General features: G+C 61.8%; 20 protein-coding genes and 1 other RNA gene. 12 read left to right on the top strand and 9 right to left on the bottom strand.

Annotated features, from left to right (window positions below):
* The 9 genes from BLU52_RS07515 to hemN all read left to right on the top strand — a co-directional run bounded on the left by BLU52_RS07515 (position 1) and on the right by hemN (position 9,327).
* Entirely contained in the window at positions 1-186 is a 186-nt protein-coding gene (locus BLU52_RS07515; protein WP_003183474.1) for a CcoQ/FixQ family Cbb3-type cytochrome c oxidase assembly chaperone, read from the top strand.
* The gene (ccoP, locus tag BLU52_RS07510) at positions 183-1,166 is read left to right on the top strand and encodes a cytochrome-c oxidase, cbb3-type subunit III (protein WP_090282588.1); all 984 of its coding nucleotides are present in this window, start codon (positions 183-185) and stop codon (positions 1,164-1,166) included. The genes BLU52_RS07515 and ccoP overlap by 4 nt, the downstream gene beginning before the upstream one ends.
* Before the next feature lie 185 nt (positions 1,167-1,351).
* Entirely contained in the window at positions 1,352-1,627 is a 276-nt protein-coding gene (locus BLU52_RS26635; protein WP_157720681.1) for a hypothetical protein, read from the top strand.
* Positions 1,628-1,896: 269 nt separating this feature from the next.
* The gene (ccoG, locus tag BLU52_RS07505; RefSeq protein WP_090282587.1) at positions 1,897-3,312 is read left to right on the top strand and encodes a cytochrome c oxidase accessory protein CcoG; all 1,416 of its coding nucleotides are present in this window, start codon (positions 1,897-1,899) and stop codon (positions 3,310-3,312) included.
* Between the two features lie 12 nt (positions 3,313-3,324).
* Positions 3,325-3,864: a FixH family protein gene (locus BLU52_RS07500; protein ID WP_090282586.1), complete on the top strand. Its 540-nt coding sequence runs from the start codon at positions 3,325-3,327 to the stop codon at positions 3,862-3,864.
* 228 nt (positions 3,865-4,092) lie between these two features.
* Entirely contained in the window at positions 4,093-6,543 is a 2,451-nt protein-coding gene (locus BLU52_RS07495; protein WP_090282585.1) for a heavy metal translocating P-type ATPase, read from the top strand.
* 23 nt (positions 6,544-6,566) lie between these two features.
* A complete protein-coding gene (gene ccoS, locus BLU52_RS07490) occupies positions 6,567-6,779 on the top strand; it encodes a cbb3-type cytochrome oxidase assembly protein CcoS (protein WP_090282584.1) in 213 nt (70 codons plus the stop codon).
* Positions 6,772-7,455, top strand: coding sequence for a sulfite exporter TauE/SafE family protein (locus tag BLU52_RS07485; protein WP_090282583.1), 684 nt, complete (start codon positions 6,772-6,774; stop codon positions 7,453-7,455). Before ccoS ends, BLU52_RS07485 begins: the two co-directional genes overlap by 8 nt.
* 489 nt (positions 7,456-7,944) lie before the next feature.
* Complete coding sequence (gene hemN, locus BLU52_RS07480; RefSeq protein WP_090282582.1) at positions 7,945-9,327, top strand: oxygen-independent coproporphyrinogen III oxidase; 1,383 nt, start codon at positions 7,945-7,947, stop codon at positions 9,325-9,327.
* Here hemN and BLU52_RS07475 read toward each other — a convergent pair.
* Positions 9,324-9,806 (bottom strand): hypothetical protein, encoded by a 483-nt coding sequence (locus tag BLU52_RS07475; protein WP_090282581.1) that lies wholly within the window; start codon positions 9,804-9,806, stop codon positions 9,324-9,326. The two genes, hemN and BLU52_RS07475, sit on opposite strands and share 4 nt — an antisense overlap.
* Before the next feature lie 154 nt (positions 9,807-9,960).
* Between BLU52_RS07475 and fnr the strand changes: the two genes are divergently transcribed.
* Entirely contained in the window at positions 9,961-10,695 is a 735-nt protein-coding gene (fnr, locus tag BLU52_RS07470; protein ID WP_090282580.1) for a fumarate/nitrate reduction transcriptional regulator Fnr, read from the top strand.
* Positions 10,696-10,782: 87 nt separating this feature from the next.
* Positions 10,783-11,331 carry an adenine phosphoribosyltransferase gene (locus BLU52_RS07465; RefSeq protein ID WP_024012326.1) on the top strand — a complete coding sequence of 183 codons (549 nt, stop codon included), beginning with the start codon at positions 10,783-10,785 and terminating at the stop codon, positions 11,329-11,331.
* Positions 11,332-11,449: 118 nt separating this feature from the next.
* Here BLU52_RS07465 and BLU52_RS07460 read toward each other — a convergent pair whose 3' ends face one another.
* The 5 genes from BLU52_RS07460 to dnaX form a co-directional block, all read right to left on the bottom strand.
* On the bottom strand, positions 11,450-12,598 hold the full coding sequence (locus BLU52_RS07460; protein WP_090282579.1) for an acyl-CoA dehydrogenase family protein: 1,149 nt from the start codon (positions 12,596-12,598) through the stop codon (positions 11,450-11,452).
* A 183-nt stretch (positions 12,599-12,781) separates the two neighbouring features.
* Positions 12,782-13,384 (bottom strand): recombination mediator RecR, encoded by a 603-nt coding sequence (recR, locus tag BLU52_RS07455; protein WP_090282578.1) that lies wholly within the window; start codon positions 13,382-13,384, stop codon positions 12,782-12,784.
* 65 nt (positions 13,385-13,449) lie between these two features.
* Positions 13,450-14,484, bottom strand: a complete 1,035-nt coding sequence (locus tag BLU52_RS07450; RefSeq protein ID WP_090282577.1) for an NADP-dependent oxidoreductase — start codon at positions 14,482-14,484, stop codon at positions 13,450-13,452.
* Positions 14,485-14,746: 262 nt separating this feature from the next.
* Positions 14,747-15,085 carry a YbaB/EbfC family nucleoid-associated protein gene (locus BLU52_RS07445; protein ID WP_090282576.1) on the bottom strand — a complete coding sequence of 113 codons (339 nt, stop codon included), beginning with the start codon at positions 15,083-15,085 and terminating at the stop codon, positions 14,747-14,749.
* Positions 15,086-15,152: 67 nt separating this feature from the next.
* The gene (gene dnaX / locus BLU52_RS07440) at positions 15,153-17,246 is read right to left on the bottom strand and encodes a DNA polymerase III subunit gamma/tau (RefSeq protein ID WP_090282575.1); all 2,094 of its coding nucleotides are present in this window, start codon (positions 17,244-17,246) and stop codon (positions 15,153-15,155) included.
* A 145-nt stretch (positions 17,247-17,391) separates the two neighbouring features.
* On the opposite strand from dnaX, the gene BLU52_RS07435 reads away from it, so the two are divergent.
* Positions 17,392-18,141, top strand: coding sequence for a substrate-binding periplasmic protein (locus BLU52_RS07435; protein WP_090282574.1), 750 nt, complete (start codon positions 17,392-17,394; stop codon positions 18,139-18,141).
* Positions 18,142-18,336: 195 nt separating this feature from the next.
* On the opposite strand, the gene ffs is transcribed toward BLU52_RS07435, so the two are convergent.
* From ffs to ligA, 3 genes are all read right to left on the bottom strand, one after another.
* An RNA gene (ffs, locus tag BLU52_RS07430) (signal recognition particle sRNA small type) lies at positions 18,337-18,433 on the bottom strand.
* 110 nt (positions 18,434-18,543) lie between these two features.
* The gene (locus tag BLU52_RS07425; RefSeq protein WP_090282573.1) at positions 18,544-19,710 is read right to left on the bottom strand and encodes a zinc-binding metallopeptidase family protein; all 1,167 of its coding nucleotides are present in this window, start codon (positions 19,708-19,710) and stop codon (positions 18,544-18,546) included.
* A 234-nt stretch (positions 19,711-19,944) separates the two neighbouring features.
* The gene (gene ligA, locus BLU52_RS07420; RefSeq protein WP_090282572.1) at positions 19,945-22,302 is read right to left on the bottom strand and encodes an NAD-dependent DNA ligase LigA; all 2,358 of its coding nucleotides are present in this window, start codon (positions 22,300-22,302) and stop codon (positions 19,945-19,947) included.
* Positions 22,303-22,321: the final 19 nt, after the last annotated feature.

Raw genomic sequence — 22,321 nt, 5'->3', positions numbered from 1 at the left:
ATGGATATCGGGATGATTCGCGGCCTGGGCACCGTTGTCGTGATGGTGGCCTTCATCGGTCTGGCGTTGTGGGTGTTCAGCCCCAAGCGCAAGTCGGAGTTTGACGACGCGACCTTGTTGCCTTTTGCGGATGATCCCGAAGCCATCAAGCACGTCGAGCAAGCTTCTAGGAGTAACAAAGAATGACTACGTTCTGGAGTCTGTACGTCACAGTCCTCAGTCTCGGTACGATCTTCGCCCTGACCTGGCTGTTGCTGTCGACCCGCAAGGGCCAGCGCAGCGAACAGACGGACGAGACGGTCGGCCACTCCTTCGACGGGATCGAGGAGTACGACAACCCGCTGCCGAAATGGTGGTTCATGCTGTTCGTCGGTACGATCATTTTCGCCTTGGGCTACCTGGTGCTGTATCCAAGTCTGGGTAACTGGAAAGGTCTGCTGCCGGGCTACAACTATCTGGATAACGAGAAGCAGACCGCGTTCGCCAACGGCCAGACCGGCTGGACTGGCGTACACGAATGGGAAAAGGAAATGGCCCGTTCGGACGCCCGCTTCGGCCCGATCTTCGCCAAGTTCGCGGCGATGCCGATCGAAGAAGTCGCCAAGGACCCGCAAGCACTGAAGATGGGCGGCCGGTTGTTCGCCTCCAACTGCTCGGTGTGCCACGGTTCCGACGCCAAGGGCGCCTATGGCTTTCCCAACCTGACCGACGCCGACTGGCGCTGGGGCGGCGAGCCGGAAACCATCAAGACCACCATCATGGGCGGTCGCCACGCGGTGATGCCGGCCTGGGCCGAAGTCATCGGCGAGCAAGGCGTGGCCGACGTGGCAGCGTATGTCGTGACCAACCTCGATGGCCGCAAACTGCCGGAAGGCACCAAGGCCGACCCGGCCAACGGGCAGAAACTGTTCGCGGCCAACTGCGTGGCCTGCCACGGTCCTGCCGGTAAAGGCACCCCGGCCATGGGCGCGCCTGACCTGACCCATCCGGGCGCATTCATCTACGGTTCAAGCTTCGCGCAACTGCAGCAGACTATCCGTTACGGCCGCCAGGGCCAGATGCCGGCGCAGGAGCAACTGCAAGGCAACGACAAGGTGCACCTGCTCGCAGCGTATGTTTACAGCCTGTCCCACGGTGAAAAAGCACCGGAGGCGAACGCGGAATAAGGCCGACGCTCGATACAAAAAAGGCCCCGCCAGTTTCGATTGGCGGGGCCTTTTTCATGCTGGCATTCACGCTTTGAGACATTTGGTTTATGGACCGGTGCAGCGGTGCCCTGTAGGTTTTTTTCACGCCGATAAACCGCATCGGACTGATCTCCAAGGATGAAACCGACATGCACGAAAGGACAATGCCCAAACGCTTCCAACCCTGCCCTGATCATCAATTCAGGTCAGCGAAAACGCAGGCGCCGCGCGCGCATGCAAATACCCAAAACGCCTCTGAAAATCCAGGTAACGGTGGCGGTCTGGACGGCCTCGGCGGCGGCAGGCTGCCTGGTCCGGGACGCGCCGGAAACCAACTGCCCTCTCCCAGCATTGTCGACCTGCTGGTCATGCCCCAGGCAACTGAAATCGAGTTCAAACCCGCGCGCGTCGTTATAAATTATCGATGCATTGAACGGTAATATCAGGGTCGGCCGCTGCGCACCGCCAAGCCCTTTGAAAACCGCTCATTAGCCAGTGCAGCAAAACCGTCCATACTCAACAAGTCAATTGATCCGCGTCATGCTTTGCTGCATTCGCTACACCATTCAGGTTTTTTCCCCAACGCGACCAAAGGTCGCACCCTTGAGCCAGAGCGACAGGCGTATCATCGCGCCACTGCAACAGCCCTTTTTGACCTCGGTTGGCACGTATCGACCGGGGCATTTTTCCACTGCCGTGGGATGCAACGATGAGCAACCAGATTCCGGTACACGACGTCACACCACCGAGCAAAAACCCGAACAACAGCGTCGATCTTTACGCCTCACGAGAAAAAATCTACACCCGCGCCTTCACCGGCCTGTTCCGCAATCTGCGGATGCTCGGCGGTGCAGCGCTGTTCCTGTTGTATTTCGGCACGGTGTGGCTGAACTGGGGCGGTCATCAGGCCGTTTGGTGGAATCTGCCGGAGCGCAAGTTCTTCATTTTTGGCGCGACGTTCTGGCCCCAGGATTTCATCTTGCTGTCGGGCCTGTTGATCATTGCCGCGTTCGGCCTGTTCTTCATCACCGTGTATGCCGGGCGGGTCTGGTGCGGTTACACCTGCCCGCAGAGTGTGTGGACGTGGATTTTCATGTGGTGCGAAAAGGTCACCGAAGGCGACCGCAACCAGCGGATCAAACTCGACAAGGCGCCGATGAGCGCCAACAAGTTCCTGCGCAAAGCGGCCAAGCACGCGCTGTGGTTGCTGATCGGTTTTGTCACTGGCATGACCTTTGTCGGTTACTTCTCGCCGATCCGCGAACTGGTCGTCGAGTTCTTCACTGGCCAAGCCGATGGCTGGTCGTACTTCTGGGTCGGTTTCTTCACCCTCGCCACTTACGGCAACGCGGGTTGGTTGCGCGAGCAGGTGTGCATCTACATGTGCCCGTATGCGCGCTTCCAGAGCGTGATGTTCGACAAAGACACACTGATCGTTTCCTACGACCCGCGCCGTGGCGAAAGCCGTGGCCCGCGCAAGAAAGGCATCGATTACAAGGCGCTGGGCCTGGGCGATTGCATCGACTGCACGATGTGCGTGCAGGTCTGCCCGACCGGCATCGACATTCGCGACGGCCTGCAGATCGAGTGCATCGGCTGCGCCGCGTGCATCGATGCCTGCGACAGCATCATGGACAAGATGGATTACCCGCGCGGGCTGATCAGCTACACCACCGAACACAACCTGTCCGGGCAGAAAACCCATAAACTGCGGCCACGTCTGATCGGGTACGCCGTGGTGCTGCTGGCGATGATCAGCCTGCTGGTCACGGCGTTCTTCATGCGTTCGCTGGTCGGTTTCGACGTCAGCAAGGACCGCGTGCTGTACCGCGAAAACGCCGAAGGCCGGATCGAAAACGTCTACAGCCTGAAAATCATGAACAAGGATCAGCGCGATCACACCTACGTGCTGCACGCCGAAGGTCTGCCGGACCTGCGCCTGCAAGGCAAGCGCGAGATCAAGGTGGCTGCCGGCGATATCGTCAGCATGCCGGTCGAGTTGTCGAGCGCACCGGAACAACTGCCGTCGAGCACCAACGAGGTGAAATTCATCCTCAAGGATGCCGATGACAACAGCGTCCACATTGAAGCCAAGAGCCGATTCATCGGCCCGCAAATTCGTTGAGAGAACTGCATTATGTCTGCCGCAAACGCTGCAAGTCCTTGGTACAAGCACCTCTGGCCGTGGATCATCATCGGCATTCTGGCCTGCTCGGTGGCGCTGACCTTGTCGATGGTGACGATTGCGGTGAACAACCCGGATAACCTGGTCAACGACAACTATTACGAGGCCGGCAAAGGCATCAACCGTTCGCTGGACCGTGAACTGCTGGCGCAAACCCTGAAGATGCGCGCAGCGGTGCAGCTGGACGATGTCACCGGTGAAGTCGATTTGCGCTTGAGTGGCGACAGTCAGCCGAAGACGCTGGAGTTGAATCTGATTTCGCCAACGCAGCCGGAAAAGGATCGCAAGATTGTCCTGACCCGCAGCGAGAGCGAGACCGGGCGTTACATCGGTCAGTTGAACGACAAGGTTGAAGGCCGCCGCTTTGTCGAGCTGCTGGGCAGCCAGGATGAGCACGTGTGGCGCATGTTCGAGGAAGAACTGGTCAGCCATGACAAGGAACTGCTGCTGGGCGATGAGCCGTTGCAGGGTGCGGAAGACCTGAAAAAGTGAGTCAAGGTCAAAAGCCCCTCACCCTAACCCTCTCCCGGAGGGAGAGGGGACTGATCTCCGACGCCTCAGGATTTTGCGCATGACCATAGCAATGTCGGCGACTGACACCGCTTTTTCAGCTCACACCAATCGGCTCCCTCTCCCTCCGGGCGGTCCGACGTTTCGGGAGGGCTGGGGTGAGGGCAAGCGGACACACCCAATGCAAGGGCTTACCCCCTCAACGATGCCATGACCAGCCCACTCCCCTGCTACCACTGCGCCCTGCCCGTCCCCTCCGGCAGCCGCTTCACCGCCGTCGTCCTCGGGCAACCGCGCGAATTCTGTTGCCCGGGCTGTCAGGCCGTGGCCGAGGCCATCGTCGCGGGTGGCCTGGACAGCTATTACCAACACCGCAGCGAAGCCTCGGCCAACCCCGAAGCACTGCCGGTGCAATTGACCGACGAACTGGCGCTGTACGACCGCGCGGACGTCCAGCAACCGTTCGTGCGCCACGAAGGTGAACTGGCCGAAACCACGCTGTTGATGGAAGGCATCAGTTGCGCCGCCTGCGGCTGGCTGATCGAGAAACACCTGCGCACCCTGCCCGCCGTCGCCGAAGCGCGATTGAACCTGTCCAACCATCGCCTGCACGTGCGTTGGGCCGACGCGCAATTACCGCTGAGCCAGATCCTCGCTGAACTGCGGCACATCGGCTACGCCGCGCACCCCTATCAGGCCGACCGCGCCAGCGAACAACTGGCCAGCGAAAACCGCCGTGCCCTGCGCCAGCTCGGCGTCGCCGGGCTGCTGTGGTTTCAGGCGATGATGGCGACCATGGCGACCTGGCCGGAATTCAACATCGACCTCAGCCCCGAGCTGCACACGATCCTGCGCTGGGTCGCGCTGTTTCTGACCACGCCGATTGTGTTCTACAGCTGCGCGCCGTTTTTCAAAGGGGCGATGCGCGATCTGCGCACGCGCCACCTGACCATGGACGTTTCGGTTTCACTGGCGATCGGCAGTGCATACGTCGCCGGGATCTGGACGGCGATCACCGGCGTCGGCGAGTTGTATTTCGATGCGGTCGGCATGTTTGCGCTATTCCTGCTCGCCGGTCGCTACCTGGAACGGCGCGCCCGCGATCGCACCGCGGCCGCCACCGCGCAACTGGTCAACTTGCTGCCGGCCTCGTGCTTGCGGCTGGATGCCAACGGCCAGAGCGAGCGCATTCTGCTCAGCGAACTGCGCGTCGGCGAGCGGATTCTGGTGCAGCCCGGCTCGGTCTTGCCGGCGGACGGCAAGATCATCGACGGCCAGTCGAGTATCGACGAATCGCTGCTGACCGGCGAATACCTGCCGCAACCGCGCGCGCAGGGCGATGCCGTCACCGCCGGCACGCTGAATGTCGAAGGCGCGTTGACCGTGGAAGTTCAGGCGTTGGGACACGACACGCGCCTGTCAGCGATCGTGCGCCTGCTCGACCGCGCCCAGGCCGAGAAACCGCGACTGGCAGAAATCGCCGACCGCGCCGCGCAATGGTTCCTGCTGCTGTCGCTGATCGCCGCTGCCGCCATCGGCCTGCTGTGGTGGCAACTGGATGCGTCGCGGGCGTTCTGGATCGTTCTTGCGATGCTGGTTGCGACCTGCCCTTGCGCACTGTCGCTGGCGACGCCGACCGCCCTCACCGCCGCCACCGGCACCTTGCACAAACTCGGCTTGCTGCTGACCCGCGGGCATGTGCTGGAAGGCTTGAACCAGATCGACACGGTGATTTTCGACAAAACCGGCACCCTCACCGAAGGTCGCCTGGTGCTGCGCTCGATCCGCCCTCTCGGTGCGCTCGACAGCGAGCAATGCCTGAGCCTCGCCGCTGCGCTGGAAAACCGCTCCGAACACCCGATCGCCCGCGCCTTCGGCCGTGCGCCGTTGGCCGCTGATGAAGTGCACAGCACGCCGGGACTGGGTCTCGAAGGTTCGGTGGGCGGGCAGCGCTTGCGCATTGGTCAGGCAGATTTCGTGTGTGAGCTGAGCGGTGCGAGTGTGCCGGCAATGCCGAATGAGCCAGGCCAATGGTTACTGCTTGGCGATGAAAGCGGCCCGTTGGCGTGGCTGGTGCTCGACGATCGCTTGCGCGACGATGCCCCCGCCCTGCTCGCCGCGTGCAAGGCGCGCGGCTGGCGCACGCTGCTGCTGTCCGGCGACAGCTCGCCGATGGTCGCCAGCGTCGCCGCCGAACTGGGCATTGACGAGGCGCGCGGCAGTTTGCGCCCGGACGACAAGCTGCAAGTGCTGCAACAACTGCACAAGGAAGGACGCAAGGTGCTGATGCTCGGCGACGGCGTCAACGACGTGCCGGTGCTGGCGGCGGCGGACATCAGCGTGGCGATGGGCTCGGCCACCGATCTGGCGAAAACCAGCGCCGATGCGGTGTTGCTGTCCAATCGCCTCGACGCTCTGGTGCAAGCTTTCACGCTGGCGCGACGCACGCGCCGGGTAATCATCGAAAACCTGCTGTGGGCGGCGCTGTACAATGGCCTCATGTTGCCGTTCGCCGCCCTCGGCTGGATCACTCCGGTGTGGGCGGCGGTCGGCATGTCGATCAGTTCGCTGACCGTGGTGCTCAACGCCCTGCGCCTGACTCGCCTGCCGAGCGCGCCGGCCGCCGGCAGCCCGACCCACACCCGCCCGCTGCCGGCCTGAGCCGCGCGGGCCTGGAGTTACCGATGCCAGCTCTCTACGTGATGATTCCCGCTGCCTTGCTGATCGTCGCCATCGCCGTGTACATCTTCTTCTGGGCGGTGGACAGCGGCCAGTACGACGACCTCGACGGCCCGGCCCACAGCATCCTCTTTGACGATCAGGACCCCAACCACACCGCCGCGGTGGACGAAGCCAACGCCGGCAAACCGGACGGCAAGGCACCACCCCATGCTTGAACTGGCGCCCCTGCTGGTCTCGGCGCTGATCCTCGGCCTGCTCGGTGGCGGCCATTGCCTGGGCATGTGCGGCGGTCTGATGGGCGCGCTGACCCTGGCGATCCCCAAGGAGCAACGCAGCCGGCGCTTTCGCCTGTTGCTGGCGTACAACGTCGGGCGGATTCTCAGTTACGCCACGGCGGGATTGCTCATTGGTCTGGCCGGCTGGGCCGTCGCCAATAGCCCGGCGGCGCTGTTCATGCGCGTGCTGGCGGGGCTGCTGCTGATCGCCATGGGTTTGTACCTGGCCGGTTGGTGGAGCGGGCTGACCCGTATCGAAGCGCTCGGGCGTGGTTTGTGGCGCTTCATTCAACCGGTGGCGAACCGTTTGCTTCCGGTGTCCAGTTTGCCGCGTGCCTTGCTGCTCGGTGCGCTGTGGGGCTGGCTGCCGTGCGGACTGGTTTACAGCACGTTGTTGTGGTCGGCGAGTCAAGGTAATGCGCTGGACAGTGCGCTTCTGATGCTTGCGTTTGGCCTCGGCACCTGGCCGGTGCTGCTGGCCACCGGGCTGGCGGCTGAACGGGTCACCGCGATCCTGCGCAAACGCAGCGTGCGCATGGCCGGCGGTTTGCTGGTGATTCTGTTTGGTTTGTGGACATTGCCCGGTCCGCATCAACATTGGCTTATGGGTCATTAAACCGGCGGCGCGGCCTTCGCGAGCAAGCTCGCTCCCACAAGAATAATTCGCCGCGGTGCAAACCTGAAAGCCGCGTTGTTCAACAGGATAAGCGCTAGCTCGGCTATAGCGCATGAAACATCAAAAGCCCCTCACCCTAGCCCTCTCCCGGAGGGAGAGGGCTAGGGTGAGTTGTTTGGGCAAGATACGCCGACTTGAAATACCGAGCCGAATCAAAGTTTGAACAGCCTACAAATCGGCCCCTTTCCCTCGGGAGAGGGAGCTGACCGAGTTGTTTGGGCGAAATACGCCCGCCTCCGATATCGAGCCGAATTCAGACTCTGAAAAGCCCAAAAATCGGCTCCCTCTCCCTCGGGAGAGGGCTGGGGTGAGGGGCGAATCCACCGTAAAACCAGAGTCAGGCGCCCCCCGTTGATGCAAATCAACATGCCACACCAGGCACCCCGATAGACTCGCCACACTGCCAGCCTATCCCGGGGGAATGCCCGCATGCTCGACGCCATTCGTTGGGACTCTGATCTGATCCGCCGTTACGATCTGGCGGGGCCGCGCTACACCTCGTACCCGACCGCCGTGCAATTTCACGGTCAGGTCGGCACCTTCGACCTGTTCCATGCCCTGCGCGACAGCCGCAAGGCGCAGCGGCCGTTGTCGCTGTATGTGCATGTGCCGTTCTGCGCGAACATTTGCTACTACTGCGCCTGCAACAAGGTCATCACCAAGGATCGCGGCCGCGCGCAGCCGTATCTGCAACGTCTCGAGCAGGAAATCCAGTTGATCGCCTGCCACCTCGACCCGGCGCAAAAAGTCGAGCAACTGCATTTCGGTGGCGGCACGCCGACCTTTCTCAGCCACGACGAACTGCGCCAACTGATGGCGCACCTGCGCAAGCATTTCAATCTGCTCGATGATGACTCCGGCGATTACGGCATCGAAATCGACCCGCGCGAGGCCGACTGGTCGACCATGGGCCTGCTGCGTGAACTGGGTTTCAACCGGGTCAGCATTGGCCTGCAAGACCTTGATCCGGCGGTACAGCGCGCGGTCAATCGCCTGCAAAGTCTGGAAGAGACGCGCGCGGTGATCGATGCGGCGCGAACCCTGCAATTTCGCTCGATCAATATTGACCTGATCTACGGCTTGCCGAAGCAGACGCCGGACAACTTTTCGCGCACTGTCGATGAAGTGATCAGCCTGCAACCGGATCGCCTCTCGGTGTTCAACTACGCGCATTTGCCGGAGCGCTTCATGCCGCAACGGCGGATCAACAGCAGTGAATTACCGAGCCCCGCGCAGAAGCTGGAGATGCTGCAGCGCAGCATCGAGCAACTGACCGCCGCCGGTTACCGCTACATCGGCATGGACCACTTCGCCCTGCCCGATGATGAACTGGCGATCGCTCAGGAAGAACACACCCTGCAACGCAATTTCCAGGGTTACACCACCCACGGCCATTGCGACCTGGTGGGTCTGGGCGTGTCGGCGATCAGCCAGATTGGCGATCTGTACTGCCAGAACAGCAGCGACCTCAACGCCTATCAGAACAGCCTCGTCAGCGCGCAACTGGCGACCAGTCGCGGCCTGATATGCAACGCCGACGATCGCTTGCGTCGCGCGGTGATTCAGCAGCTGATCTGCAATTTCGAACTCCAATTCGCTGAAATCGAGCAGCAGTTCAACATCGATTTTCAGGGCTATTTCGGAGCGCTGTGGCCGCAGTTGCAAGGCATGGCCGAAGATGGCCTGCTCAGACTCGAGCGCGAATGCATCGAGGTGTTGCCGGCTGGCCGATTGCTGGTGCGCTCGGTGTGCATGGTCTTCGATGCGTACCTGGAGCAGCAGAACCGCCAGCGTTTCTCGCGGGTGATCTAAGGCTTGGTCAGCAAGGAGCCGACCTTGAGATTCTGATCAGGATTCAACGCCGACTGGTTCATCACTTTCGACAAGGCGAGGTTGGCGGTGATCAGGCCGCTGTTGAGCGCGGCAATGGCACCGCGCAGTGCGGCGAGCTTGTTGATCTTTTCCTCAGCGGAAAGCTTTCTGTCGGACATGACCGCTGCCATGCGCGCTTTCTTCTCGATGATCTCTTTTTGTATTTTGCGAATCATTTTCAGCAACTGCTGGATGTTCTCCGGCAGGCCGCTGTTGTCGATGTCGCTGTTCTCGCCGCCGACCGCAGCGGATTTGGCGATGGCCGCGCCGGACAGCGACACTTTGACGCCCTCGACCAAGGTCGGGGTTGCCGTGCTTGACAAGTCGCCATCGCGGTCGAGCGCAGCGTCGTGATTGCTTACCTCCGGCGCGGCAGCAACGCCGCTGTTACCGGGGCCTAGCGTGCCAATGGCGGACATCGGGACCTTCCCTGGATGAATGTTGATAGTTGTTTATCGGCCGCAGGTGCTGCGGCTTTATGTCTGTGGGACTACGCCGTCGCGTGCTGGCCTGAATGTCCTTGCGTGGGTTACCCTTACGTCTTATGTGTGTTTTCCCACAAGGATTGAAGAAATGTCCGAGCCAGTCAAACTGCGCGCTCACACCCAGGCCCATTGCAAGGATTGCAGCCTGGCCCCGCTGTGTCTGCCACTCTCGCTGAATCTGGAAGACATGGATGCGCTGGACGAAATCGTTAAACGCGGTCGCCCGTTGAAAAAGGGTGAATTCCTGTTCCGCCAGGGCGACACGTTCGATTCCGTTTATGCAGTACGCTCCGGCGCCCTCAAGACCTTCAGCCTCAGCGACAGCGGCGAAGAGCAATTGACCGGCTTTCACCTGCCGAGCGAACTGGTCGGCCTGTCCGGCATGGATACCGAGAAACATCCGGTGTCCGCCCAGGCACTGGAAACCACCTCGGTCTGCGAAATCCCTTTCGAACGTCTCGACGAACTGGCCCTGCAACTGCCCCAGCTGCGCCGTCAGCTGATGCGGGTGATGAGCCGGGAAATCCGCGACGACCAGCAAATGATGTTGCTGCTGTCGAAAAAAACCGCCGACGAGCGCATCGCCACGTTTCTGGTCAACCTGTCCGCACGCTTCCGCGCCCGCGGCTTTTCGGCCAACCAGTTCCGCCTGAGCATGTCGCGCAATGAAATCGGTAACTATCTGGGCCTGGCGGTGGAAACCGTATCGCGGGTGTTCACGCGTTTCCAGCAGAACGAGCTGATCGCCGCCGAGGGCAAGGAAATTCACATCCTCGACCCGATCCAGCTGTGCGCGCTGGCCGGCGGTTCGATCGAAGGCTGAGTAGGCTGATCACGACCCGCGGTTGAGCGAATCGTTTCAGCCGCGGGTATACTGCGCCGTTTGCAGCCCTGCCAGGACACCTCGACGATGGTCTTCGACTCCTTCGACATCAAATCCCTTATCCGCCCTGTGATCGACTTCCCGAAGCCGGGCGTGATCTTTCGCGACATCACCCCGCTGTTCCAGTCGCCGACCGCGCTGCGCCTGGTGATGGACAGCTTCGCCCACCGCTATGTCGAAGCCGACTTCACCCATATCGGTGCGATGGATGCCCGTGGTTTCCTGATCGGTTCGGTATTGGCCTATCAACTGAACAAGCCGCTGGTGCTGTTCCGCAAGCAAGGCAAACTGCCGGCGGACGTGCTCGCCGAAGGCTACGCCACCGAATACGGCGAGGCGTTTCTGGAAGTGCATGCCGACAGCCTGTGCGAAGGCGATTCGGTGGTGATGTTCGATGACCTGATCGCCACCGGCGGCACACTGATCGCCGCTGCCAACCTGATCCGCCGCATGGGCGCACGGGTGCATGAAGCCGCAGCGATCATCGACTTGCCGGAGCTGCAAGGCTCGCAGCGTCTGCAGGACATGGGCATTCCGACGTTCTGCCTGACGCAGTTTGCCTTGACCGATAAATAAGCAGCGCCCTTGAGGCCGTCATCGCTAGCAGGCTAGCTCCCACACTGGATCCGGGTCGTTCACAATCCCTGTGGGAGCTAGCCCTGCTAGCGATGAGGCCAGCCGCTCCACTGCAAAATCAGAGCCCCATCTGCTTGCTGATGATCTCGTTCATCACTTCCCGCGTCCCGCCGCCAATCGACAGTATGCGGTTATCCCGATACAGCCGCTCCACCAGACTTTCACGCATGTAACCGAGCCCGCCGAGAATCTGCACCGCTTCGGTGGTGATCCGGTCTGAGGTGTCCGTGGCAAAGTTCTTCGCCATGGAAATTTCCTTGATCACGCTCTGCCCCGCGGCCATCTTCGCCGCTTGCCGATAAGTGAATTCCCGCGATACTTCCAGCGCCGTGGCCATTTCGGCGAGGCGATGCTTGATCACTTGAAACTTGCCGATCGGTTTGCCAAAGGCCTCACGCTCGCGTGCCCATTTCAGGCTCTGCTCCAGCGCAAGTTGCGAGGTCATGTTAGCCATCAGCGCCAGCGCCAGGCGTTCGCTCTGGAAGTTGCCCATGATGCAGGCGAAGCCCATGTTCTCGGCGCCGATCAGGTTGCCGACAGGTACGCGGCAGTCGTCGAAGAACAGCTCGGCGGTGTCCGACGCCCACCAGCCCATTTTCTTCAACGAGCGGCCGACGGTGAAACCCGGCGTGCCCTTCTCGATCAGCAGCAGGCTAATACCGCCGAAACCCGGTGCACCGGTGCGCACTGCGACGGTGTAGAAATCGGCGCGCACGCCACTGGTAATAAAGGTTTTGCTGCCACTGACGCGATAGCAATCGCCGTCGCGCACGGCGCGGGTCTGCAGGTTGGCAACGTCGGAACCGCCGCCGGGTTCGGTCACCGCCAGGGCGCTGATCTTCTCGCCGCCAAGGACCTGCGGCACCACGCGATCACGCACTTCAGGCCGCGCCCATTTGACGATCGGCGGCAAGCCGATGTCCAGCGAACCCAACCCCGCCACCAGCCCGCCAGAGCCGCAGCGCATCAACTCCTCACTGGCAGCGACCTTGGCAAACAGATCGCCCGCATGGCTACCACCGAGGGCTTCGGGATAACCGATGCCAAGGATGCCCGCCGCGCCGGCCTTCAGGTACAGCTCACGCGGGAAACTTTCGGCTTCTTCCCATTGGTCAACCGCCGGTAGAATCTCGCGCTCGACAAATCGCCGGACGCTGTCGCGGACCAATTGATGGCTGGGGTCGAAGTATTCCTGGAAGGCAGGCATGGGCGAATTCCGCAGAGGGGTTCGCCGAACTTAACCGAGCGCTTGCTTGGTTTTCAACACAATTGTGTGGCGTCAGTTAAACCGGGTTGCCCTTATCGCGAGCAGGCTCACTCCTACAGGGGAACGCATTCCAAATGTAGGAGTGAGCCTGCTCGCGATGAGGCCGGAACAGGCGATACACAGTCAGAGGGAAATCGGCTTACGCCCGGCAAACGAATGCGCCAGCGTGCCGCCATCGACCAGTTCCAGTTCACCACCCAACGGCACGCCGTGAGCGATGCGCGAGGCGATCAGGCCTTTGTGCTGCAACAGTTGCGCGATGTAATGCGCGGTCGCTTCACCTTCCACCGTCGGGTTGGTCGCGAGGATGACTTCGGTAAACGTGCCCGCCTCTTCGATCCGCGCCATCAACTGCGGAATGCCGATCGCCTCAGGCCCGAGCCCGTCGAGCGGCGACAAATGCCCCTTGAGTACGAAATAACGCCCACGGAAACCGGTCTGCTCGACCGCGTAAACATCCATTGGCCCTTCCACCACGCACAACAGCGTGTCGTCGCGGCGGTTATCGGCGCATTGCGGGCACAGATCGTCTTCGGTCAGCGTGCGGCATTGCCGGCAGTGACCAACGCCTTCCATGGCCTGACTCAGCGCCTGGGCCAGACGCACACCGCCGCTGCGATCGCGCTCGAGCATCTGCAACGCCATGCGCTGGGCGGTTTTCTGACCGACGCCGGGCAAGGTGCGCAAGGCGTCGATCAGTTGGCGAATCAAAGGGCTGAAGCTCATGGGGAAAAGTCCGACAAAACAACGAGACGCGGTTTATACCCGCGCCTCCGGCCAGCGTCAAATGCTCAGTCCTCGGCGACCTTCACCACCAGTTTGCCGAAGTTGCGCCCTTCCAGCAGACCGATAAACGCCTCGGGCGCCTGCTCCAGACCTTCGACCACGTCCTCGCGGAATTTGACCTTGCCATCGCGCACCCATGGCACCATGTGGCTGATGAATTCCGGCTGGCGGTCACCGTAGTCGTCGAAGACGATAAAGCCCTGAATGCGCACGCGCTTGGTCAGCAACGTGCGTTGCAACATTGGCAGGCGATCCGGGCCTTTCGGCGCTTCCGAGGCGTTGTACCCGGCAATCAGGCCGCACAACGGAATCCGCGCCTTGGGATTGAGCAATGGCACCACCGCATCGAAAACATGGCCGCCGACGTTCTCGAAATAAATATCGATGCCCTCGGGGCACGCCTTGGCCAATTGCTCGGCGAAATCGTCAGCCTTGTGGTCGATGCACGCGTCGAAACCGAGTTCATCGACCACGTATTGGCACTTCTCGGCACCGCCGGCCACACCGACCACGCGCAGGCCTTTGATCTTCGCCACCTGGCCGACCACCGAACCGACCGCACCGGAAGCAGCGGCGACCACCAGGGTCTCGCCTTCTCTCGGCTGGCCGATGTCCATCAGACCCATGTACGCGGTCATTCCCGGCATGCCGAGCACACCGAGGGCCATCGACGGACTCGGCAGGCCAGCGGGGATCGGGATGATGTTACGGCCGTCGCTGATGCTGTGGCTTTGCCAACCGGTCGCGCCGACCACCAGATCGCCCTCGTGGAACTTCGGATGACGCGAATCCTCGACCCGGCTGACCGCGCCGCCGGTCATCACTTCGCCAATCTGCACTGGCGCGGCGTAGGACGGAGCATCACTCATGCGCCCGCGCATGTACGGATCGAGCGACAGGTACAGGGTTTTCAGCAGCACTTGACCGTCTTCGAGATCCGGCAACGCTTCGCGCTCCAGACGGAAATTCTCTGGCGTCGGCGCACCCGTCGGGCGCGAGGCGAGGACGAAGCGTTGGTTGAGGGTGAGAGGGTCGGACATGTCAGCGTCTCCTGTGAATTGGAATTCGGCGGTATAGGGAGCAGACCGTTGCGGCATGAGGCGGTTCGATGTTTATTCAGCCAAGACCGTGGTGATTTCAATCGCTAGCAGGCTAGCTCCCACAGGGCTACGCATTTCAAATGTAGGAGTGAGCCTGCTCGCGATGGCGGTGCAACTGGCGCCCCACCTTCAAAGGCAGAAACAAAAATGCCAGGCGCAATGCCTGGCATTTTGTGTAGCTCATCTGCCGCCGGTTGGCGAATCAGAATGGCAGTTTCATACCCGCTGGCAGGTTCATGCCGGCGGTCATGTTGCCCATTTTATCCTGGCTGTTTTTTTCGATCTGACGCACGGCGTCATTGACGGCGGCTGCGATGATGTCTTCCAGCGTTTCTTTATCGAAATCGTCCAACCCTGGAACCAACTTCGGATCAACCCATACCTTTTTGACGTCATGACGGCCGGTCATCACCACGGTGACCATATCGCCGCCGGCCTTGCCGATGACTTCGGCGTTGGCCAGTTCTTCCTGCATCTTGGCCATTTTTTCCTGCATCTGCTGCGCCTGCTTCATCAGGCCGGCCATGCCACCTTTCATCATGGTAATCACCTCGAATGTACTTGGATCAAAACAGCGCCCGGCGATGTTGGCCGGGCACCTTCAGTTATTAGCCTTGGGTGACCAAGGCGTCGACAGGTTCAATAGTATCGTGTCGCACCACCGCGCCGAACTGCTGAACCATCTGCTGGATGAACGGATCGCCGTGGATCGACTCCTCCGCCTCGCGCTGACGGTTGGCACGGCGCCGTGAGGCCGCCTGGGCCGGGGTTTCCTGCTCAGGCTTGATCAGCTCGATGGTCAGGCTCAGCGTGCGTCCGTGGAACTGGTTCAGCGCATCGTTGAGACGCCGTTGCTGAGTGGCGTTGAACAGCGCGCTGTGCGCCGGATCGAGGTGCATCAGCCAGTGGTCGCCGTCCACCGCGATCAGCGTGCAGTTGGCGGCGATGCTGCCGGTCATGCCGGAAATCGGCAGTTTCGGGAACAGCTCCAGCCATTGCGCAGCCAGACCCGTGGCCGGGGCCGCAGCCGGTTCAGGCTCGGGTTCCGGTTCGGGGTCGGCGGCGTGTTCGCTGGCCAGCTCGTCGAGGTAGCTGTAGGCCGAATCCATGTCCGGCTCGATGTAGTCCTCGTCCAGCGGCGGCTCGTCATCCAGATCAATGCCCGGCGTGGCGGCATCGACGTCAGCAACCGACGGCTCGGGAATCGGCGCAGCGGCCCACTCCGGCGCGTCCGGGACGATGCTGTCCGGGGTCGGCAGCGGCATCGGCGGCAACTCGGGTTGCTCGGCGGCGGTTTCCAGCACCGGCTCGACGGCAGGTTGCTGCGCTGGCGCAGGTTCAGCCTCGGTTTCTACCGGGTCGTTCCACGGCAGATCAACCACTGCTTCGATGGCCAGGCGCTCAGGCTCTGCCACGGGGACCGGTTCAGCGGCTGCAACTGGCGCGGGCGCGGCGGCCGGTGCAGGTGCAGGTGCAGCCACTGGCGTCGGGGCTGGCGCAATGGCCGCGGCGACCACCGGCGCAGGCTTGGGCGCGGCAGCCACGGCGTTTGCGGAATCAACTGTGGCTTGGCTGATCCCCACTGGCTTTAGCGGTTGCCTCGGGGCGTCCGCCGTGTCGGCCGGTCGGAACGCCAGCATCCGCAGCAGAACCATCTCGAAACCACCGCGCGGGTCCGGCGCCAGCGGCAAGTCGCGGCGACCGATCAGGCCCATCTGGTAATAGAACTGCACGTCTTCGGCCGGCAACGCCTGGGCCAGCGCCAATACGCGGTCACGGTCGCCATGGCCGTTGTCGACGCCTTCGGGCAACGCCTGGGCGATGGCGACACGGTGCAACACGTTGAGAATTTCCGAAAGCACACCGTTCCAGTCCGGGCCCTGCTCGGCCAGATGCCGCACGGCCTCAAGCAAGGCCTTGGCATCGCCTTCGATCAACGAATGCAGGACGTCAAAGACCTGGCCGTGATCCAGGGTGCCGAGCATCGCCCGCACGTCGGTGGCGAGGACCTTGCCTTCACCGAAGGCGATGGCCTGATCGGTCAGGCTCATGGCGTCACGCATCGAACCGTCAGCGGCGCGACCGAGCAGCCACAGTGCATCGTCTTCGAACGGCACGTTCTCGGCGCTGAGGACGTGGGTCAAATGCTCGACCACGCGCTCGGGCGTCATGTTCTTCAGCGAGAACTGCAGGCAGCGCGAGAGAATCGTTGCCGGAAGTTTCTGCGGATCGGTGGTCGCCAGGATGAACTTGACGTACGGCGGCGGCTCTTCGAGGGTTTTCAACAGCGCATTGAAGGAATGGCTGGAGAGCATGTGCACTTCGTCGATCAGGTAGACCTTGAAGCGCCCACGGCTCGGCGCGTACTGCACGTTGTCGAGCAGCTCGCGGGTGTCTTCGACCTTGGTGCGGCTGGCGGCGTCGATCTCGATCAGGTCGACGAAACGGCCCTCATCGATTTCCCGGCACACCGAGCATTCGCCGCACGGGCTGGAGGTGATACCTGTTTCACAGTTCAGGCATTTGGCAATGATCCGCGCAATGGTGGTCTTGCCCACCCCGCGCGTCCCGGTAAACAGGTACGCATGGTGCAGCCGCTGGCTGTCCAAGGCATTGATCAGAGCCTTGAGCACATGGGTCTGGCCGACCATTTCGCGGAACGAGCGCGGACGCCATTTACGTGCAAGAACCTGATAACTCATCGAAAACCGTCGCAACGAAGGAAGCTGAAGCGGCTAATGCTAGCGGAGCAAGGGCAAAATTGCATCCGGTGTCCGCGCCTAAAATGGCTAAGCTCCATCAGCAGAGGCTTTTATCGGCTCGGGATCGGGAATTACCGGAGCGTTTATGCGGTGGGCCATGGGGGCATTGTTGGGGATCAGCCTGAGTGCGACGGCAGCCGGACCGCCGCTGCGCTTTGCGGTGTCCGACAGCTGGGCGATGCCGATGGTGCAACTTGAACGCAACCGCCCGACCCAAGGCATCCTCTTCGACCTGATGCTCAGCCTGGCGACGCAGGTCGGCGCGCCGGCCGAATTCATCGTGCTGCCCCGCGCCCGCGTGCAAAGCGCCATGGAAAATGGCGAGATCGATGTGCGCTGCTATGCCGCCCAGTCGTGGCTGCCGAATCAGTCCGGCGACTACCTGTGGAGCGTGCCGCTGCTGTTCCAGCGCGACTTGCTGATCAGCCGAAAGGACCACGCCCCGACCATCGATCCCGCCCTCCTGCCCCGCCAAACCATCGGCACGGTGCGCGGTTACACCTACCCGACCCTGCAATCACTGTTCGAGGCCGATCAACTGCAACGCGAGGACGCGCGCAATCAGGAACAAGTGCTGGAAAAACTGCTGGCCGGGCGTTATCGCTATGCCGTGAGCAACCAGTGGACACTGGACTGGTTCAATCAACGCCTGCTGTCGGCGGAGCAACTGCAAGCGGTGGCGGTGTTGCAGGAGCAGGAGGTGGGCTGTTACGTGAGGAACGATCCGAGCGTGCCGGTGCAACGGATATTACGCACGTTGCTGCGGATGAAGATATCGGGGGAGATTGAGGAGATTATCCGGCTGTATACCGGTCATCCCGAGTCCACCCGATAAACCCGGTAGGAGTGAGCCTGCTCGCGATAGCAGTGTGTCAGACACATCTATGTCGACTGAGACACCGCTATCGCGAGCAGGCTCACTCCTACAGGGATTTGTGTCGGTTTGATAAATCACAGACACAAAAAAACCGCAGTGGGTGAACCCCATGCAGTTGTGGTTGAAGCGTTCGATTGTTCGTTAAGGTGGCAACCCCACCAGCCACACCCCGGCACACAATGTTCCCGCTGTGGCTGCTGCCTTCCGGCTCTGACCAGGTTCACGGGTAATCGTTGCGGGGGGACCGATGGGGTCACCATAACGACGCTTGCCTGTCGGCGAGCCGCGCCATTGTACCTGTCTGAGACGAAGTTACAACCCTGGTTGCAGATTAAAAATATCAAGGGGCTCAAGCACTTGCTATTGCGCCTGAAGCACCTCGTCGGCCTTGCCGCCGGCCTGCTGAATGACCAGATGAATGAAGTGCAGCTTGGCAATCGCCGGCGCCGGCAGGACGAACGGGTAAAAATCCGGCTGACCCATGCTGCGGGACAATTCGTTGAGCATGCCGGCCAGTTCGATCCACGCGTTGACGAATGACAGGAACGCCGCGCCTCCGGGATGCTCGGGATCGTAAAGCGTGCTGGGTGGAAACGGCTGGTAGTCGAAGTCCATTTCTCGCGCGCTCATGCCAAAGCCCAGCGCGGTGTCCACGGCGTCCATCATGTGCAGGTAATGCGCCCAGGTTTCCGCCCAGTCTTCCCACGGGTGCATGGTCGCGTAGGCGCTGACGTAATGCTGCGGCCAGTCCAGCGGGGCGCCCTGCTGGTAATGCCGGTCGAGCGCTTCGGCGTAACTGGCGCGCTCGTCGCCGAACAGACTGCGGAACGCGTCGAGCCACGGGCCGTTGGCGATCAGGCGATCCCAGTAGTAGTGGCCGACTTCGTGGCGAAAATGCCCGAGCAGCGTGCGATAAGGTTCGTGCATCTGCGCCCTCACCTGCTCGCGGTGGGCGTCGTCGGCTTCCTTGATGTCGAGGGTGATCAGGCCGTTGGCGTGGCCGGTCATTGGCGCGTTGCCTTCAAGGTCAATACCGATGAAATCGAAGGCCAGCCCGGTTTCTTCATAGACACTTTTGGGGATAACCGGCAGGCCGAGGGTGATCAGCTGCGCGACGAGGCGGCGTTTGGCGATTTCGACTTTGCGCCAGCGCTCCGGGTTCTCCGGGACGGACAGGTCGGGAATGGTGCGATTGAGACTGCAGGCGATGCACAGGCTGTCGTGATCGTTGGCCGGCAGCAGCCAGTTGCATGCGGCGGCTGTATCAAGGTTGGCGCAGCGGCGAAACAGTCCGGCGTCGGGATCGGCGTCCAGCGTCCACGTGCCGGCCTGCGGCCCCGGTTGCAGCGAGGTCAGGCGGCTTTCTTCGGGTTGATAGCCAAGCATGGCGTTGCAGGCCAGGCACTGACTGTTGCGAAAGAACAAGGACTGGCCGCAGCGGCACGGCCAGATTTTGCTGTTGCGTGAAGACCCGGCCATGAACGGCGCGATGATGCGGGAACTGAGCTGCTCGAAGAAGCGGTGCATGGCGATCTCTCCCTGGGACTGGCCAAGACTAGATCATCCTGGCGCGAAGATCGTTCCCGCGCATCGCTGTACTCCTACACCTGATCGTTCCCACGCCTTCTCGACTGATCGTTCCCACGCTCCGCGTGGGAATGCCGCCCCGGACGCTCCGCGTCCGCTGTGACGCAGAGCGTCACGGGATGCGTTACCACGCGGAGCGTGGGAACGATCAGTTGAGGGGGTGTGAGAAAAAGGTCACAAGGAAATACCATGGGTTTTGAGGAAAGCGACAAACGTCTCCTCATCCATGACCTTCACGCCCAGCTCATTGGCCTTGGTCAGTTTCGAGCCAGCACCGGGGCCGGCGACCACGCAATGGGTCTTGGCCGACACCGAGCCTGCGACTTTCGCACCGAGGCTTTCCAGATGCTCTTTGGCGACATCGCGGCTCATCAATTCGACCTTGCCGGTCAGCACCCAGGTCTCACCGGACAACGGCAAGCCTTCGACGACTTTCTTCTCGCTCTGCCAGTGCATGCCGAAATCACGCAGCTGTTTTTCCGACGCCTCGGCCAGCTGCCGATGCTCGGGCAAGGCAAAAAACTCGCGCACCGAATTGGCCTGTTTCTCCGACAAGGCCTGGCGCATGTCCAGCCAGTCGGCGGTCATCACGGCTTCCAGCGAGCCAAACTTGTCGGCGAGTTTCTGCGCGCCACCCGGGCCCACCGAAGGAATATGCAGCTTGTCGAGAAACCCACCCAGCGTGGTGCTCGCGGCGAACTCGGCGCCCAGTTCGCCCTGATCCTGAATCTGCAAACCGTGGCCAAGCAGCTCGCTGATGACCTGCTGGTTATGCGCATCTTCAAAGAAACTGTGAATCTCGTGCGCCACTTCCAGACCGACGTCCGGCAGGTAGGTCAGCACTTGCGGCAAAGCCTGTTGTACCCGTTCCAGCGAGCCCAGCGAGCGCGCCAGCACCTTGGCGGTCTCCTCGCCAACATCAGGGATGCCGAGCGCGTAGATAAAGCGCGCCAGGCCCGGCTGTTTGCTGTCTTCAATAGCCTTCAACAGCTTGTTGCTGGACACCTCGGCAAAGCCTTCCAGATCGACGATGTCGTCGAACTTCAGCGCGTACAGATCGGCCGGTGAATTGACCAGCCCCTCGTCGACCAACTGCTCGACGCTCTTGTCGCCCAGCCCTTCGATGTCCATGGCCCGGCGCGAGACGAAGTGAATGATCGCCTGCTTGAGTTGCGCGCCGCAGGCCAGGCGGCCGACGCAGCGATATACCGCGCCTTCGCTGACGGTTTCCTTGCCCTTGCTGCGCTTGATCAGTTGCGTGCGCTCGACATGGGAACCGCACACCGGACAGCTCTGCGGAATCGCCACTGCGCGCGCGTGCTCCGGGCGGCGCTCGGTGACCACTTGCACCACCTGCGGAATCACATCACCGGCGCGGCGAATGATCACCGTGTCGCCGATCATCAGACCCAGCCGCGCGACTTCGTCCATGTTGTGCAGCGTGGCATTGGCGACGGTAACGCCGGCGACTTTCACCGGTTTCAAGCGCGCCACTGGCGTTACCGCGCCGGTGCGGCCGACCTGGAATTCCACGTCGAGCAGTTCGGTGAGTTCTTCCATGGCCGGGAATTTGTGCGCGATCGCCCAGCGCGGCTCGCGGGCGCGAAAGCCCAGTTCGCGCTGGTCGGCAATGCTGTTGACCTTGAACACCACGCCATCGATTTCATAGGCCAGCGAGTCGCGGCGCGCGCCGATGTCGCGGTAGTACTCCAGGCATTCATCGATGCCCTTGGCCAGTTTGAGTTCGTGGCTGATCGGCATGCCCCACTTCTGCAACTGCTTGAGGTTGCCGATGTGGGTGTCGGAAATATCATGCGAAACCTGGCCGATGCCGTAGCAGCAGAATTCCAGCGGCCGGTTGGCGGTGATCTTCGAATCGAGCTGGCGCAGGCTACCGGCCGCGGCGTTGCGCGGGTTGGCAAAGGTCTTGCCGCCGATTTCCAGTTGCGAGGCATTGAGCCGCTCGAAGCCAGCCTTGGACATGAATACTTCACCGCGCACTTCCAGCGTCGCCGGCCAGCCTTCGCCATGCAGCTTGAGCGGGATGTTGCGCACGGTGCGCACGTTGACGCTGATGTCTTCACCGGTGGTGCCGTCGCCGCGCGTGGCGCCCCGCACCAGCACACCGTCCTGATACAGCAGGCTGACCGCCAGGCCATCGAGTTTTGGCTCGCAGCTGTATTCCACGGCCGCCCCGCCGCCGAACAGATCGCCCACAGGCAAGTCCAGACCTTCGGTCACGCGGCGATCGAACTCGCGCATGTCGGTTTCTTCGAAGGCGTTGCCGAGGCTGAGCATCGGCACTTCATGCCGCACCTGAGTGAACGCGGTAAGCGCCACGCTGCCGACACGCTGGGTCGGCGAGTCGCTGGTGATCAGTTCCGGGTTGGCCGCTTCCAGCGCCTTGAGCTCGTGGAACAACCGGTCGTACTCGGCGTCCGGAATGCTCGGCTCGTCGAGAACGTGGTAGCGGTAGTTGTGCTGGTCGAGTTCAGCGCGCAGCTCGAGGATGCGGTTTTTCGCGGCGGTCATGGTGTTCTCTCATAAAGCA

Origin of the sequence: Pseudomonas granadensis (assembly GCF_900105485.1) — a bacterium.
Lineage (GTDB): Bacteria > Pseudomonadota > Gammaproteobacteria > Pseudomonadales > Pseudomonadaceae > Aquipseudomonas > Aquipseudomonas granadensis.
The sequence above is the reverse complement of the archived record's forward strand: the minus strand, read 5'-3'. Positions and strand labels throughout refer to the sequence as shown.

Bases quoted from the DNA above. Each gene is read 5' to 3' on its own strand.
- BLU52_RS07500 (WP_090282586.1), top strand. From the start codon at position 3,325: ATGTCTGCCGCAAACGCTGCAAGTCCTTGGTACAAGCACCTCTGGCCG.
- BLU52_RS07465 (WP_024012326.1), top strand. From the start codon at position 10,783: ATGGTCTTCGACTCCTTCGACATCAAATCCCTTATCCGCCCTGTGATC.
- BLU52_RS07425 (WP_090282573.1), bottom strand. From the start codon at position 19,710: ATGCACCGCTTCTTCGAGCAGCTCAGTTCCCGCATCATCGCGCCGTTC.
- fnr (WP_090282580.1), top strand. From the start codon at position 9,961: ATGTCCGAGCCAGTCAAACTGCGCGCTCACACCCAGGCCCATTGCAAG.
- hemN (WP_090282582.1), top strand. From the start codon at position 7,945: ATGCTCGACGCCATTCGTTGGGACTCTGATCTGATCCGCCGTTACGAT.
- ccoS (WP_090282584.1), top strand. From the start codon at position 6,567: ATGCCAGCTCTCTACGTGATGATTCCCGCTGCCTTGCTGATCGTCGCC.
- BLU52_RS07515 (WP_003183474.1), top strand. From the start codon at position 1: ATGGATATCGGGATGATTCGCGGCCTGGGCACCGTTGTCGTGATGGTG.
- ccoG (WP_090282587.1), top strand. From the start codon at position 1,897: ATGAGCAACCAGATTCCGGTACACGACGTCACACCACCGAGCAAAAAC.
- BLU52_RS07445 (WP_090282576.1), bottom strand. From the start codon at position 15,085: ATGATGAAAGGTGGCATGGCCGGCCTGATGAAGCAGGCGCAGCAGATG.
- BLU52_RS07435 (WP_090282574.1), top strand. From the start codon at position 17,392: ATGCGGTGGGCCATGGGGGCATTGTTGGGGATCAGCCTGAGTGCGACG.
- BLU52_RS07485 (WP_090282583.1), top strand. From the start codon at position 6,772: ATGCTTGAACTGGCGCCCCTGCTGGTCTCGGCGCTGATCCTCGGCCTG.
- BLU52_RS26635 (WP_157720681.1), top strand. From the start codon at position 1,352: ATGCCCAAACGCTTCCAACCCTGCCCTGATCATCAATTCAGGTCAGCG.
- BLU52_RS07495 (WP_090282585.1), top strand. From the start codon at position 4,093: ATGACCAGCCCACTCCCCTGCTACCACTGCGCCCTGCCCGTCCCCTCC.
- dnaX (WP_090282575.1), bottom strand. From the start codon at position 17,246: ATGAGTTATCAGGTTCTTGCACGTAAATGGCGTCCGCGCTCGTTCCGC.
- BLU52_RS07475 (WP_090282581.1), bottom strand. From the start codon at position 9,806: ATGTCCGCCATTGGCACGCTAGGCCCCGGTAACAGCGGCGTTGCTGCC.
- ligA (WP_090282572.1), bottom strand. From the start codon at position 22,302: ATGACCGCCGCGAAAAACCGCATCCTCGAGCTGCGCGCTGAACTCGAC.
- BLU52_RS07460 (WP_090282579.1), bottom strand. From the start codon at position 12,598: ATGCCTGCCTTCCAGGAATACTTCGACCCCAGCCATCAATTGGTCCGC.
- recR (WP_090282578.1), bottom strand. From the start codon at position 13,384: ATGAGCTTCAGCCCTTTGATTCGCCAACTGATCGACGCCTTGCGCACC.
- ccoP (WP_090282588.1), top strand. From the start codon at position 183: ATGACTACGTTCTGGAGTCTGTACGTCACAGTCCTCAGTCTCGGTACG.
- BLU52_RS07450 (WP_090282577.1), bottom strand. From the start codon at position 14,484: ATGTCCGACCCTCTCACCCTCAACCAACGCTTCGTCCTCGCCTCGCGC.